General features: G+C 62.9%; 11 protein-coding genes. 2 read left to right on the top strand and 9 right to left on the bottom strand.

All coding sequences use genetic code 11. The features are described from left to right. Nucleotides 1-277: 277 nt before the first annotated feature. The 6 genes from gcvT to PBDP_RS23185 all read right to left on the bottom strand — a co-directional run bounded on the left by gcvT (nucleotide 278) and on the right by PBDP_RS23185 (nucleotide 9,309). Nucleotides 278-1,402, bottom strand: coding sequence for a glycine cleavage system aminomethyltransferase GcvT (gene gcvT / locus PBDP_RS23210; RefSeq protein ID WP_116833323.1), 1,125 nt, complete (start codon nucleotides 1,400-1,402; stop codon nucleotides 278-280). A 40-nt stretch (nucleotides 1,403-1,442) separates the two neighbouring features. Continuing rightward, nucleotides 1,443-2,819 carry an L-serine ammonia-lyase gene (locus PBDP_RS23205; protein ID WP_212801380.1) on the bottom strand — a complete coding sequence of 459 codons (1,377 nt, stop codon included), beginning with the start codon at nucleotides 2,817-2,819 and terminating at the stop codon, nucleotides 1,443-1,445. 183 nt (nucleotides 2,820-3,002) lie between these two features. Continuing rightward, complete coding sequence (gene gcvP, locus PBDP_RS23200; RefSeq protein ID WP_212801379.1) at nucleotides 3,003-5,852, bottom strand: aminomethyl-transferring glycine dehydrogenase; 2,850 nt, start codon at nucleotides 5,850-5,852, stop codon at nucleotides 3,003-3,005. Between the two features lie 10 nt (nucleotides 5,853-5,862). Further along, nucleotides 5,863-6,246 carry a glycine cleavage system protein GcvH gene (gene gcvH / locus PBDP_RS23195; RefSeq protein WP_116833321.1) on the bottom strand — a complete coding sequence of 128 codons (384 nt, stop codon included), beginning with the start codon at nucleotides 6,244-6,246 and terminating at the stop codon, nucleotides 5,863-5,865. A gap of 429 nt (nucleotides 6,247-6,675) precedes the next feature. Further along, the gene (gene gcsR, locus PBDP_RS23190; protein WP_212801378.1) at nucleotides 6,676-8,184 is read right to left on the bottom strand and encodes a transcriptional regulator GcsR; all 1,509 of its coding nucleotides are present in this window, start codon (nucleotides 8,182-8,184) and stop codon (nucleotides 6,676-6,678) included. A 219-nt stretch (nucleotides 8,185-8,403) separates the two neighbouring features. Beyond that, complete coding sequence (locus PBDP_RS23185) at nucleotides 8,404-9,309, bottom strand: LysR family transcriptional regulator (protein ID WP_109753826.1); 906 nt, start codon at nucleotides 9,307-9,309, stop codon at nucleotides 8,404-8,406. Nucleotides 9,310-9,420: 111 nt separating this feature from the next. Between PBDP_RS23185 and PBDP_RS23180 the strand changes: the two genes are divergently transcribed. Continuing rightward, nucleotides 9,421-10,299 (top strand): MBL fold metallo-hydrolase, encoded by an 879-nt coding sequence (locus tag PBDP_RS23180; RefSeq protein WP_212801377.1) that lies wholly within the window; start codon nucleotides 9,421-9,423, stop codon nucleotides 10,297-10,299. A gap of 187 nt (nucleotides 10,300-10,486) precedes the next feature. Further along, complete coding sequence (locus PBDP_RS23175; RefSeq protein ID WP_212801376.1) at nucleotides 10,487-11,101, top strand: NAD(P)-dependent oxidoreductase; 615 nt, start codon at nucleotides 10,487-10,489, stop codon at nucleotides 11,099-11,101. A 10-nt stretch (nucleotides 11,102-11,111) separates the two neighbouring features. Here the strand turns inward: PBDP_RS23175 and PBDP_RS23170 are convergent, their stop codons facing one another. Genes PBDP_RS23170 through aauS form a run of 3 tightly spaced genes read right to left on the bottom strand, consistent with a single transcriptional unit; the run spans nucleotide 11,112 to nucleotide 14,692 of the window. Next, nucleotides 11,112-11,441, bottom strand: coding sequence for a GlpM family protein (locus tag PBDP_RS23170; protein WP_162893920.1), 330 nt, complete (start codon nucleotides 11,439-11,441; stop codon nucleotides 11,112-11,114). A gap of 24 nt (nucleotides 11,442-11,465) precedes the next feature. Then, nucleotides 11,466-12,794 (bottom strand): two-component response regulator AauR, encoded by a 1,329-nt coding sequence (aauR, locus tag PBDP_RS23165; protein ID WP_109753830.1) that lies wholly within the window; start codon nucleotides 12,792-12,794, stop codon nucleotides 11,466-11,468. Next, entirely contained in the window at nucleotides 12,791-14,692 is a 1,902-nt protein-coding gene (gene aauS / locus PBDP_RS23160) for a two-component sensor histidine kinase AauS (RefSeq protein ID WP_212801375.1), read from the bottom strand. The genes aauR and aauS overlap by 4 nt, the downstream gene beginning before the upstream one ends. Nucleotides 14,693-14,837 lie beyond the last annotated feature (145 nt).

The raw sequence follows: 14,837 nt of genomic DNA, 5'->3' as shown, positions 1-14,837 counted from the left end.
CTGCCCAGGTCACGATTCCAAGCGACCCATGCAAACACAGTGACCAAACTCTACGCCAACTACGAATGAAAAAACAACCCCCCGGGGAAGCCCGTATTTACTCAGCTTGCAGGCATTTACATGCCCCGTCGGGGGCGCTTATTCGATAGGCTAGTTCAATTGTTTGCCGCCGTTATAAGCGCTGTTGAGTGCCTAAAAGATATGCACCTTTTTATGGCGGTTGCGTTACACATTAGTGCACGTATAACGCAATCGCGTTACTTATAGAAACAGTCAATCAACCGCGGTAGTAGCGTTGTGGAACAAATGGCATTTTGCTTACAAGCAAAGGCACTTTTTTCCCACGCACGATGGCCCAGACTGGCGTATCCAGTGCGACATAGGCGCTGTCCAGGTAACCCATTGCCAACGGCCCGCCCAGGGTCGGGCCGAAACCGCCGCTGCACACCGTACCGATAATCTCGCCCGCCTCGTTGACGATCTCTGCACCTTCGCGCACGGGTGTGCGTTCCTGGGGCAGCAGGCCCACGCGTTTGCGCTTCACGCCGCCCTGTTGTTGGGCGAACACGGTTTCAGCCCCGGGGAAACCACCGGCCCGGGCGCCATCGGCGCGGCGGACCTTGGAGATCGCCCACAGCAGGCTGGCTTCGACCGGCGTCGTCTCGGTGTTCATGTCATGGCCATAAAGACACAGGCCGGCTTCCAGTCGCAGGGAGTCGCGGGCGCCGAGGCCGATGGCCGCGACTTCCGGTTCGGCCAGCAGGGCGCGGGCGAGTTTTTCCGCGTCGGTGGCGGGTACCGAGATTTCGAAACCGTCTTCACCGGTGTAGCCAGAACGACTGACGAAGCAATCCACGCCCAGCAGTGTGACGCGCTGGAACTGCATGAAGGTCATTTTCGCCACCTCAGGTGCCAGGCGGGCGAGCACGGTGACGGCTGCCGGGCCTTGCAGGGCGAGCAGGGCCCGGGCTTCGAACAGCGGCTCGATGTCGCACTGCGCACCAATGTGGGCCCGCAGGTGGGCCAGGTCCTGGTCCTTGCAGGCGGCGTTGACCACCAGGAACAGTTCGTCGTTGCCCAGGTTGGCGACCATCAGGTCGTCGAGGATGCCGCCGTTGTCGTTGGTGAACATGGCGTAGCGCTGCATGCCCACTGGCAGGTCGATGATGTCCACCGGCACCAGGGTTTCCAAGGCCTTGGCGGCACCTGCGCCAATGAGGCGGATCTGGCCCATGTGGGACACGTCGAACAGCCCGGCCTGATCGCGAGTGTGCTGGTGTTCCTTCATCACGCCCAGTGGGTATTGCACCGGCATGTCGTACCCGGCGAACGGCACCATGCGGGCGCCGAGTTCGAGGTGCAGCGCATGCAGCGGGGTTTTCAGCAGTTGTTCGGTGGACATATCAGCTCCTGGAAAAATGTAGAGGGCAGGCAAGTGCGCGTCAGCATTCGATGATGTTGACCGCCAGACCGCCGCGGGCGGTCTCCTTGTATTTGCTTTTCATGTCGGCGCCCGTCTGGCGCATGGTGCGGATGACTTTGTCGAGGGAGACGAAGTGATGCCCATCGCCGCGCATGGCCATGCGCACCGCGTTGATGGCTTTCACCGAGCCCATGGCGTTGCGTTCGATGCACGGCACCTGCACCAGGCCGCCGATCGGGTCGCAGGTCAGGCCGAGGTTGTGTTCCATGCCGATCTCGGCGGCGTTTTCCACTTGCTGCACGCTGCCACCGAGCACTTCGCACAGGGCTCCGGCGGCCATGGAGCAGGCCACGCCGACTTCACCCTGGCAGCCGACTTCGGCACCGGAGATGGAGGCGTTTTCCTTGTACAGGATGCCGATGGCGGCGGCGGTCAGCAGGAACCGCACCACGCCATCTTCGCTGGCACCAGGGATAAAGCGCATGTAGTAATGCAGCACTGCCGGGATGATGCCTGCCGCCCCATTGGTAGGGGCGGTGACAACGCGCCCGCCATAGGCGTTTTCTTCGTTGACTGCCAAGGCGTACAGGTTGACCCAGTCCAGTACCGACAGCGGGTCGCGCAGGGCGGCTTCGGGGTTCTTGCACAATTGGCGATGCAGCGCCGCGGCCCGGCGCTTGACCTTCAGCCCGCCCGGCAGAATCCCTTCGTTGCGACAGCCCGCCGCCACGCAATCTTGCATGACCTGCCAGATCTTCAGCAGGCCAGCGCGGGTTTCGGCTTCGGGGCGCCAGGCGCTTTCGTTGGTCAGCATCACCTGGCTGATGGACAAGCCATAGGTGGTGCAATGGCCCAGCAGGTCCTTGGCGCTCTTGAACGGGAAGGTCAGGGGCGTGGCGTCTTCGACGATACGGTCGGCGCCGGCCGCGCCTTCGTCGACGACAAAACCGCCACCCACCGAGTAGTACTCGCGGCTGCGCACTTGCAGGCCTGCGGCATCGAAGGCGCGGAAGATCATGCCATTGGGGTGAAAGGCCAGCGGCTTGCGGATCATCGCCAGGTGCTGTTTTTCATTGAATTCGATGGAGTGCTCGCCGAGCAGGTTCAGCCGACCGCTGCTGCGAATCGCTTGCAGGCGACTGTCGACGGTCTCGGTGTCCACGGTATCGGGGTGTTCACCTTCCAGGCCCAGCAGCACGGCCTTGTCACTGCCGTGACCCTTGCCGGTGGCGCCGAGCGAGCCGTAGAGCTCGACTTTGACGCTGGTGGTGACATTGAGCAGGTCATCACGACGCAACCCTTCGGCGAAACGGGCGGCGGCACGCATCGGGCCGACCGTATGGGAGCTGGAAGGGCCGATGCCGATCTTGAACAGGTCGAACACGCTTAACGACATGGTGTTTCTCCGGTTTCTTTTTATGAGGATCGACGGTTTAAGGTCTGACATGGATCCTGTGGGAGCGAGCCTGCTCGCGATAGCGGATTGTCAGGCAACATCTATTGGCTGTTACGCCGCTATCGCGAGCAGGCTCGCTCCCACAGGAGATTTGGAGGGCTGGTAGATCGCCCTCCATTCAGGTCAAGCGTAGCTTTCGATCGACGGGCAGGCGCAAACCAGGTTGCGGTCGCCGAACACGTTGTCGACCCGGCCCACCGGCGGCCAGTATTTGCCATCGACCAACGACGCCACTGGGTACACCGCCTGTTCGCGGGTGTAAGGGTGGGTCCACTCGCCGACGATTTCCGCTGCAGTGTGCGGGGCGTTTTTCAGCGGGTTGTCGTCTTTGTCCAGGCTGCCGTTTTCCACCGCGCGGATTTCTTCGCGGATGCAGATCATGGCCTCGCAGAAGCGGTCCAGTTCTTCCTTGGATTCGCTTTCGGTCGGCTCGATCATCAGCGTGCCGGCCACCGGGAACGACATGGTCGGGGCGTGGAAACCGAAGTCGATCAGGCGCTTGGCCACGTCATCGACGCTGATGCCGCTGCTGTCCTTGAGCGGGCGCAGGTCGAGGATGCATTCGTGGGCGACCAGGCCGTTGCTGCCGGAGTAGAGCACCGGGTAATGCTCTTCCAGGCGTCGGGCGATGTAGTTGGCGTTGAGGATCGCCAGTTGCGAGGCACGCTTGAGACCCGCGCCACCCATCATGCGGATGTACATCCAGGTGATCGGCAGGATGCTCGCGCTGCCGAACGGCGCCGCGCACACCGCGCCTTCCTTGCGCGTCATGTTGGCATGACCCGGCAGGAACGGTGCCAGGTGCGATTTGACGCCAATCGGGCCAACGCCCGGGCCGCCACCGCCATGGGGGATGCAGAAGGTCTTGTGCAGGTTCAGGTGCGACACGTCGCCGCCGAACTTGCCCGGGGCGCAGAGGCCGACCATGGCGTTCATGTTGGCACCGTCGATGTACACCTGGCCGCCGTTGTCATGGATGATGCCGCAGATTTCGCGGATGCCTTCTTCGAACACACCGTGGGTGGACGGGTAGGTGATCATCAGCGCCGCGAGGTGTTCGCGGTGCTCGATTGCCTTGGCCCGCAGGTCTTCGATGTCGACGTTGCCGCGGGCATCGCAGGCGGTCACGACCACGCGCATGCCGGCCATGTTCGCGGTGGCCGGGTTGGTGCCGTGGGCCGAGGACGGGATCAGGCAGATGTCGCGACGTTCTTCGCCACGGCTCTGGTGATAGGCGCGGATCGCCAGCAAACCGGCGTATTCGCCCTGGGAACCAGCGTTGGGCTGCAGCGACACCGCGTCATAGCCGGTGGCGGCGCAGAGCATGGCTTCCAGCTCGTCGGTCAGTTGCTGGTAGCCGGCGCTTTGCTCGGCTGGAGCGAACGGGTGCAGGGCGCCGAACTCGGCCCAGGTCACCGGGATCATTTCGCTGGCGGCGTTGAGTTTCATGGTGCAGGAACCCAGCGGGATCATGGTGCGATCCAGGGCCAGGTCCTTGTCGGCGAGCTTGCGCAGGTAGCGCATCAGCTCGGTTTCGGAGTGGTAGCGATTGAACACCGGGTGGCTGAGGATCGCCGACTGGCGCACCAGTTCGGCCGGGATACGGCTTTGCACACTGGCGGCCAGTGCGGCGAAGTCCGGCAGCGGCTTGCCGTCGGCCAACAGGTTCCACAGCGCTTCGACGTCAGCCTGGCTGGTGGTCTCGTCCAGGGACAGGCCCAGGCGTTGTGCGTCCACCACGCGCAGGTTGATGCGTTGGGCGCGGGCCTTGTCGTGCAGGGCGGCGGTTTGCGCGCCAGTGTGCAAGGTCAGGGTGTCGAAGAAGCTTTCTTGCTCGACGCTCAGCCCCAGCGCGCCCAGGCCCTTGGCGAGGATCGCGGTCAGGTGATGGATGCGGTTGGCAATTTGCACCAGGCCCTTGGGCCCGTGGTACACGGCGTACATGCTGGCGATGTTGGCCAGCAGCACCTGGGCGGTGCAGATGTTGCTCGTGGCTTTCTCGCGGCGGATGTGTTGCTCGCGGGTCTGCATCGCCAGGCGCAGGGCCGGCTTGCCGAAACGGTCCACGGAAACACCGACAAGACGGCCCGGCATGTCGCGTTTGAAGGCGTCCTTGGTGGAGAAATACGCCGCGTGCGGGCCACCGAAGCCCAGTGGTACGCCGAAGCGCTGGGCGCTGCCGATGGCGACGTCGGCACCGAACTCACCGGGTGGGGTCAACAGGGTCAGGGCTAGCAGGTCAGCAGCAACGGCCACCAGGGCGTTGGCGGCGTGGAAGCGCTCGGTCAGTTCGCGGTAGTCGAACAGGTCGCCGTTACTGGCCGGGTATTGCAGCAGCGCGCCGAAGAAACCGCTGACATCGCTCAGTTCGCGCTCATCGCCCACCACCACGTCGATGCCCAGGGGCTCGGCACGGGTGCGCAGCACGTCGAGGGTTTGTGGATGGCTGTGTACGGAGGCGAAGAAGGCGTTGCTGCCCTTGTTCTTGCTCAGGCGCTTGCAGAAGGTCATGGCTTCGGCGGCGGCGGTGGCTTCGTCGAGCAAGGAAGCGTTGGCGATCGGCAGGCCAGTGAGGTCGCTGATCAGGGTCTGGAAGTTCAACAGCGCTTCGAGACGGCCCTGGGAGATTTCTGGCTGGTACGGGGTGTAGGCGGTGTACCAGGCCGGGTTTTCCAGCAGGTTGCGCAGGATCGGCGCCGGGGTGTGGCAGTTGTAGTAGCCCTGGCCGATGTAGGTCTTGAACAGCTGGTTCTTGGCGGCAATGGCTTTTATCGAGGCCAGTGCGTCGGCTTCGCTCTGGCCGTCGCCCATGTCCAGCACGCTGGTGCCCTTGATGCTTTCCGGGATGACGCTGGCGCTCAGGGCTTCCAGGGAGTCGTAGCCCAGGCGCTCGAGCATGGCTTGCTCGTCGCTGGCACGCGGGCCGATGTGGCGGGCGATGAATTCGTTGGCGGTGCCGAGATTAACGGTCATGTTGCGCTCCTCAGGCTTCGGCGTTGGCTTTGATCAGACGGTCGTAGGCGTCCTGGTCCAGCAGTTGGCCAACTTGAGCGGCGTCGGCGGGCTTGAAGCGGAAAAACCAGCCTTCGCCCAGCGGATCTTCGTTGACCAGTTCCGGATTGCTTTCAAGGGCCGGGTTCACTTCGAGCACTTCACCGTCCAATGGCATGTAGACGCCGCTGGCCGCTTTCACCGATTCCACGGTGGAGGCTTCGGCACCCTTGTCGTAGCTTTGCAGTTCCGGTAACTGAACATAGACCACATCGCCCAAGGCGTTCTGCGCAAACGCGGTAATACCGACGGTAACGCTGCCGTCGGCTTCGGTGCGCAGCCATTCGTGATCTTCAGTGAAACGCAACTCGCTCATGGAAACTCCTGGGGCCAGATTCGTCTGGTGGACGCGAAGAAGGCACGGGACTTGGCCCGGCCGAATGGCAATACCCATAGCAAGAATGCGGCCAATGTTGATAATGGCTTATAGATCAATGAGTTGAGTCGTTTCGTTGAGGCCCGGATCGACTTGACTGTAGCGAAATCGCTACAGCTGAGCGCCTGGAAAAAATCGTTGTGGGATCAAAGCCTTAGTTTGCGCTGTTTGGCAGCGGCTGTAGCGATATCGTTCCGCTGTAGCGCTTTCAGTACAGGTGGAGGTCGTTTTTGGCTCGGTTTCAAATATGCCGCTGGCCAAATGTGGGAGCGAGCCTGCTCGCGATAGCGGGTGTCAGCCAACATTGATGCTGGCTGATACTCCGCTATCGCGAGCGGGCTCGCTCCCATAGGAATGGGGTGGGTGGGCTTATGGCTTGTTGGAAATGCCGTACTTGCGCAGCCGATGGGCAATCGCAGTGTGGGAGGTTTGCAGGCGGCTGGCGAGTTGGCGGGTGGAGGGGTAGTTGACGTAGAGGCTTTCGAGCAGGTGCTTCTCGAAGCTTTCCACGGCCTGCTCCAGGCTTTCGACTTCCACATCGCCCTGGCGCGCCACGGAGGTGCCGGCAATGTCCAGGTCGCCGATATCCACCAGGCTGCTTTCGCAGATGGCGGCGGCGCGGAAGATCACGTTCTGCAATTGCCGCACGTTACCCGGCCAGCGGTTGCCCAGCAGCGCCGGGTAAGTGCCTGGGGCCAGGCGGCAGACCGGGCGCTGGATCTGCGCGCAGGCCTGTTGCATGAAGTAACGCGCCAGCAGCAGGATGTCCTGGCCGCGTTCACGCAGCGGCGGGACTTCGACATTGAGCACGTTCAGCCGATAGAACAAGTCCTCGCGAAACGAGCCTTCGCTGACCATTTTCTCCAGGTTGCGATGGGTGGCGCTGAGGATGCGCACGTTGACCTTGATCTCCCGGTCGCCGCCGACCCGACGGAAGCTGCCATCGTTCAGGAAGCGCAGCAGCTTGGCTTGCAGGTACGGCGACATCTCGCCGATTTCATCGAGAAACACCGTGCCCTGGTTCGCCAGCTCCATCAGCCCTGGCTTGCCGCCCCGTTGCGCGCCGGTGAAGGCGCCGGGGGCGTAGCCGAACAGTTCGCTTTCGGCCAGGTTCTCCGGCAACGCCGCGCAGTTCAGGGCCAGGAACGGCGCGCTGTGACGGGCGCTGATGGCGTGGCAGGCCCGGGCCACCAGTTCCTTGCCAGTGCCGGTTTCGCCCTGGATCAGCAGCGGTGCATCCAGGGCCGCGACCCGCTGGGCCCGGGTCTTGAGGGTGCGGATCGCCGGGGATTCGCCCAACAGCGCGTCGAAGCCCTCGGCGTGGTCGTGGTGCAGCGCCGACAAGCGTTCGCCGATGCGGTTGGGCTGATAAAGCGTCAGCAAAGCGCCAGCGTCGGTGATGGGCGTGGCATCGAGCAGAAAGGTCTGGCCGTTGAGGGTGATTTCCCGCAGTGGCAGGCGGAAACCATTCTCCAGCAGGGCGCCCAACAGGGCCTCGTCCCCGAACAGCTCGGCGACGCTTTCCCCGGCCGGTTCGCGCCCGTACAGGGCGATCAGCGCCGGGTTGGCCAGCAATATGTTGCCAGCGCTGTCCAGGGCCAGCACCGGGTCGGTCATGGCGGCGAGCAGGGCATCGAGCTGCAAGTGTCGACGTTGTCCGGGCAGGATGTCCACCACGGTGACCGCCTGCACGCCTTGCACGCTGAACAGCGCCTCGCGCAGTTCGTCGAGCACTTGCGGGCTGAGGGTCGGGGCGTCGATGTAGACGTTGGGCGGCACCATCTCCACCGCATCCAGATTGAGATTGCGCCCACCGAGCAGGGCCAGGACTTCCTGGGTGATGCCGACGCGGTCGATGAAACTGACGTGGATACGCATGGGGCGGTTTTGGGTTCTGGACTGCGGAGGGTGGCAAGTATGCCTTGGGGCGGGCTATTGGTGAAATCCTGGCGCAAAGCTTGGGGCCATAACAGATTCCCTGATGTGGGAGCGAGCCTGCTCGCGATAGCGGAGGTTCGGTCACCCTTTTATTGATTGAGACACCGCTATCGCGAGCAGGCTCGCTCCCACAGGGGGGGGCATTGTGGCAAATATCGGTTACAACCCAACATCCCACTCCGGCTTCTCGGGAAACTTGAGCACCAAAAAATCCAGCAGGCTACGCAGCGCCGAGGGCATGTGCTTGCGTGACGCATACACCGCGTACATGTTCATCCGACGGGGTTCGGCGTGGGCCAGCAGGCGGATCAGTTCGCCGTTCTTGATGTGGGCGCCGGCCTGATAGCTGGGCAGCATCGCCACGCCGGCACCGGCCATGGTGGCCCGCAGCAGCGTGCTGGCCTCGTTGGCGCTGATGTTGCCCTGCACCGGCACCGAAACCTGCTCGCCGTCCTGCTCGAAATGCCACAGGCTCTTGCCGACGTAGGAGTGGGTCAGGCAGTTGTGCCGACTCAACTCCTCGACCCGCTGCGGTGTCGGGTGGTCGCGCAGGTAACCGGGCGAGGCACAGATCACCGAACGGCAGACCGTGAGGCGGCGGGCGATCAGATTCGGGTCCAGGTCGTTGCTCATGCGGATCGCCAGGTCGATGCGCTCGTCCACCAGGTTCACGGTGCGGTCGAGCATCTGCAGGTCGACGCTCACTCCAGGGTAGCGCTTGACGTATTCGGCCATTGCACTGGCCAGTTGGGCCTGGCCGAACGAGGTGCTGGCACTGATGCGCAGCATGCCTCGTGGCGCGTCGTCCGGGGTGCTGACCGCCGCTTGCATGTCACCGCACAGCTCCAGCATCTGTCGGCAACGTGGCAGGGTTTCCAGGCCGGCGGCGGTCAGGCTCAGCTTGCGGGTGGTGCGATGCATCAGCCGGGCGCCGACCCAGTCTTCCAGCTCCGCCAGGTACCGCGATACCACCGGCCGCGACAGGTCCAGGTGGTCAGCGGCCGCCGACTGGCTGCCCAGGTCCACCACCGTGACGAATACCCGCATTGCTTGTAGACGATCCATGATTTGCCCGATTTCAGAAACAAACTATGTTGGATCATCGCATTTTTCGAAATGAACCGGGTCACTAAGCTCCGTCTCATGCCCTTCCGGGCTTTGGACAATGGAGCAAGCATGACCGTATTCACCCCATTCAAGCACCTGCTGCTGGCGACTGCATCGATGGCATTCGCTGCCCACAGCTGGGCAGCCGGCTTGACGCTGGATGTCTACAACCCTGGCGCGGCGGCGATCTTCCCGGTGACCTCGGTACTGGTCAGCGGTGAGAAAGAAGCGATCCTGGTGGATGCCCAGTTCGGCAAGTCCCAGGCGGCCCAAGTCGTGGAAAAAATTCGCGCCAGTGGTAAACGACTGACCACTATCTACATCAGCCACGGCGATCCAGACTACTATTTTGGTCTGGAAACCCTCACCGCCGCGTTCCCTGAGGCCAAGGTGCTGGCGTCCGCGCCGACCGTCGAGCACATCAAGCAAACCGTCGACGGCAAGCTGAAATATTGGGGGCCGATCCTGAAGGCCGATGCACCGGCCAAGGCTGTCGTGCCACAGGTACTCAAGGGCGACAGCCTCACCCTGGAAGGCCAGCGCTTGCAGATCGTCGGTCTCGATGGCCCGCAGCCGGACCGAAGTTTCGTGTGGATTCCATCGATCAAGGCGGTGGTTGGCGGCGTGGTGGTGGCCGAGAACATTCATGTCTGGATGGCCGACACCCAGACGCCACAGTCCCATAAGGATTGGCTGACGACGCTGGCAGGCATTGAAAAGCTGCAACCGGACACCGTGATCCCGGGCCACTACCTGGGTGAAAGCACCCGTTCCCTCGTCCCGGTGCGCTTCACCGCCGGTTACATCAAGGCCTTCGATGAAGAAACCGCCAAGGCCAAGGATTCCGCTGCGCTGATCGCCGCCCTGAAGCAACGCTACCCGAGCCTGGGTGAGGACAGTTCCCTGGAGCTCAGTGCCAAGGTGGCGAAGGGGGAGATGAAGTGGTGAGACCTAACACCGTTGTGGCGAGGGGATTTATCCCCGCTGGGTTGCGAAGCAGCCCCAAAAAAGGCTGACCGGGCTACATCAGGTCTATCGCATATGACGCATTGGGACTGCTTCGCAGTCCAGCGGGGATAAATCCCCTCGCCACAAGAGCATGTATTTCAAACATCGTTAATCAATGGAGAACATCATGAGCAAAATCGCAATCATCGGCGCCACCGGGCGTGCCGGTAGCCAACTGTTGGAAGAGGCCCTGCGCCGAGGCCACAGCGTGACGGCCATTGCTCGCAATACCGCGAAAATCGGCGAAAGGGCCGGGGTGGTCAGCAAGCAACTGGACGTATTGGACAGCGAGGCGTTGATCGCAGCGATCACCGGGCATGATGTGGTGATCAGTGCCGCTCACTTTGCCAGCGTACCGGCCGACAAGCTCATCGCGCCGGTGAAGGCCGCCGGGGTCAAGCGTTTGCTGGTGGTCGGCGGGGCCGGCTCGTTGCTGCTGCCGGACGGCACTCGTGTGATCGACAGCGATGGCTTCCCGGAGGAATACCTGGCAGAAGCCAGCGCCGGTGCGTTGTTCCTGGATGTACTGCGCCAGGAACAGGATCTGGATTGGACCTTTCTTTCGCCTTCGGCGGAATTCGTCGAAACCGCACGCACCGGCCAATTCCGCCTCGGCAAGGACCACCTGCTGTTCGACGATGCCGGGCGCAGTTGGATCAGCTTTGCCGATTACGCCATCGCGCTGATCGATGAAGTGGAAACGCCACAGTTTTCGCGCACGCGGTTTACTGTCGGTTATTGAGCCACAGGCATCAGCCGTGAACCCGCACCCAAACGGTGACCAGCACCGTCGCCGCCATCAGCCAGGCGACGGCGGCGACGGCCAATGAGGCTTCGAGGCGCATGCGGTCGACCATCACGTACAGCGTTGCGAGATAGACGAAATACGGAATGATCGACCACATGCCGAACACAATGGTGGTCTTCAGGTCGTCCACCGAGCGGCCCTTGCCGACGATGTAGTGGGCGATCAGGGCAAAGGTCGGGAACAGCGGCACCAACCCGGCGATGTAATAGTTCCTGGTCTTGGCCAGCATCGCCAGAATGACCACCACGGCCGCACCCAGCGCCGCCTTGAAAATCAGGTCCACACGTTCACCGTTAGGTTAATGGCTCAGGCCATATTTTTTGACTTTGTCGAACAGCGTGGTCTTGGCCATGCCCAGTTCCTGGCTGGCCTGGGTCAGGTTGCCACCGCTGCGTTGCAGGGCGTCCACCAGCAGGTTGCGCTCGAAGGCTTCCACTGCTTCGGCAAAGGCCAGGCCCTGGCTGGCGCCACTGGCGCCGGACCTCTTGAACGCCGGCAGGCCCAGGGCATAACGCTCGGCGACGTTGCGCAGTTCACGCACGTTGCCCGGCCAGTCGTGGCTCATCAGGTTCGACAGGGTCTGGTTGTCCAGCTCCGGCACCGTACGGTCGAAGCGCAGGGACGACTGTTGGAGGAAGTGTTCGAACAGTTGCAGGATGTCTTCGCGCCGCTCGCGCAGGGGCGGCAGTTCCAGGGTCACTACGTTTAGGCGGTAATACAGGTCGCTGCGAAACTGCCCATTCCGGCCCATTTCGTCCAGGTCGGACTTGGTGGCGGCGATCACCCGGCAATCCACGGCCACGCTCTGGTTCGAACCCAGGCGCTCGAGGGTGCGTTCCTGCAACACGCGCAGCAACTTGATCTGCAAGGGCAGGGGCATGCTTTCCACTTCGTCGAGAAACAGCGTGCCACCGTCGGCGTGCTCGATCTTGCCGATCCGGCGTTTGCCGGCGCCGGTGAAGGCATTGGCTTCGTGGCCGAAAATCTCGCTTTCGAACAGGTTCTCCGGCAGACCGCCGCAGTTCAGCGCGACGAACTGTTTGTCGTGGCGGCGGCTGAAGTCATGCAGGCAGCGGGCGACCAGTTCCTTGCCGGTGCCGGTTTCGCCTTCGATCAGCACGTTGGCCGAGGTGTCGGCGACGTTGGCGATCAGCGCCCGCAGGTGCTGCATGGCCGGCGAGCGGCCAATGATCCGGCCTTCCAGGGAGTCGCGCTCGGCCAATTGCCGACGCAGCGATGACACCTCTCGGGCCAGGCTGCGCTGCTCCAGGGCGCGGCGAGCGACGTCCACCAGGCGTTCCGGAGAGAAGGGTTTCTCCATGAAGTCATAGGCGCCTTTTTGCATGGCGCCCACGGCCATGGAGATGTCGCCGTGGCCGGTGATCAGCACCACCGGCAGGCTGCGGTCCCGCGCCTTGAGGCGGGTCAGCAGCTCCAGGCCGTCGATGCCCGGCAGGCGAATGTCGCTGATGACGATGCCGGCAAAGTTATCGTCGACGCGCTCCAGGGCCTCTTCGGCGCTGCCCACGCCGATGCAGGGAATGTCTTCCAGGCTCAGGGCCTGCTGGCAGCCCAGCAGGACGTGGGGGTCGTCTTCGACGATCAGTACGCTCAGGTCGTGGTTCATAGCGGCTCGGCAGGTGAAAGGCTTACCAACGGTAAACTGAGGACAAATGTGGTGCCACGTTCAAGCGGATACTCGACGCCCAGGTGCCCGCCAGCAGCGGCGGCCAGGCTCGCCGAGAGCGTCAGGCCCAGGCCCAGCCCCTGTTCGCCAGGTTTGGTGGTGAAGAACGGTTCGAACAAATGCTTGCGGGCCTCTGGATCGATGCCGTGGCCATTGTCCCGCACCCGCAGGCGATATTTGCCATCGGCGGCCTGGCCTTCGAGCCACAGTTTCGGCTCGGGTTGCGTCTGCATGGCGTCCAGGGCATTGCCGATCAGGTTCACCAGGATCTGCTCCAGGCGGGTCTGGTCGATTTGCAATTGGACGTCATCGAAGCCGCTGTGGATTTGGATGTCCAGGCTTTCCAGGCGCCCGGCCAGCAGTTGCAGCGCCGCCTCGACGGCCTTGCCCAGGCTCGCCCGGCCCTGGTCATCGCCGCGCCGGGCGAAGGCGCGCAGGCTGGCGGTGATCCGGCCCATGCGGTCGATCAAATCGTTGATGGTATTGAGGTTGGTGCTGGCGATGTCCAACTGACCGCGCTCCAGGAAGCGCACGGTATTGCCGGACAAGGTGCGCAGCGCCGCCAGCGGCTGGTTGAGTTCATGGGCAATGCTGGTGGACATCTGGCCGATGGCCGCCAGTTTGCCGGCCTGGACCAGTTCGTCCTGGGCTCGGCGCAACGTCTCTTCGGCCTGGCGCCGCTCGCGGATCTGGCCCTTGAGTCGTTCGTTGCTGGCACGCAGGTCGGTGGTGCGTTCGGTAATCCGACGTTCAAGTTGGTTGTTGGCCTCCTGCAAGGCTTCCCGGGCGGCGAGGCGGGTGGCGATGACCTTGCGCCGTTCATTCCAGGCGATCAGCAAGAACGCCACCAAGGCGAACGCCACGGCCACCAGGATGCCTTGGTTGATCGCCTGGCGCCGCAGGTCTTCGAGAGGGGTGAGCAGAGTGAAATTCCACGGGGTATCGCTCAAGGGCCGGGTCTGCGACAAATAGCTGATGGCGCGCTCGTCGGACACCAGTTCGCTGTTGGCCGGGAAGGTCAGTTTCTCCATGCCTTCGGCCAGGCGTTCCCGGGCCAGGGGCACCAGTTCATTGAGCGGAAACCAGTAATATTGCAGGCTTCGGGCCAGGCGTTCCTTGGTGTCGTCACTCAGGGGCCGCACCGACTTGAGCCGTCGCGCCGGGTCGCTGGACAGGATGATGATGCCGTTCTCATCACTGACGAAGGCCTCCAGCCGTGCTCGTTGCCAGCGCTCTTCCATGGCTTCGAGGCGCACCTTGACCACGGCTACGCCGATGATCTTGCCTTGTTGTTCCAGGCCATGGGCCAGGTAATAGCCGGGTTCGCCATTGGTGCTGCCGATGCCGTAGAACCGCCCCGGCTGGCCGCGTACGGCGTTCTGGAAATAGGCGCGAAACGACAGGTCCTCGCCCAGGTAACTGTCGACGTCGCGCCAGTTGCTGGTGGCCATCACCCGGCCGGTGGTGTCCATCACGTAGATAGCTCGGCTGCGGCTGCGGCGGTTCAGGCCTTCGAGGTATTCGTTGACGGTCTTGCGATGTTCGGGCGTAGGGTCGTCGAGCAGTTGCGAGACGCTCGATTCAAGCTCCAGCAGGCTGGGCAGGTAGGTGTACTTGCTGATCTCGCTCTCGACCGCACGAGCATGCAGCTCCAACTGGCGCTCGCCATTCTCGGCGAGGCCACGTACGCCATAGTGTTCGCTGATCCAGAAGCCGAGGTAACCCAGGCCGATCATCAGTGCAATGACCAGGGGCGGCAGGAACAGGTGGCGAATCAGGCGGGGTTTCACGGCGAGTGATGGCGGCGCGGCGCGATAGAGGGTGGGGTCGCATTTCATCACAGATGCCTTGGGTCAACCACAACACAAATCCTTATGCCGACATCGATCCCCTTGTGGGAGCGAGCCTGCTCGCGATAGCGGACTTACATTCAACATTGATGTTGACTGTGCCGGCGTCATCGCGAGCAGGCTCGCTCCTACA

The sequence above is a fragment of the Pseudomonas sp. St290 genome, from assembly GCF_018325805.1.
Classification (GTDB): Bacteria; Pseudomonadota; Gammaproteobacteria; order Pseudomonadales; family Pseudomonadaceae; genus Aquipseudomonas; species Aquipseudomonas bijieensis.
This window is presented reverse-complemented; position numbering and strand designations above follow the sequence as displayed.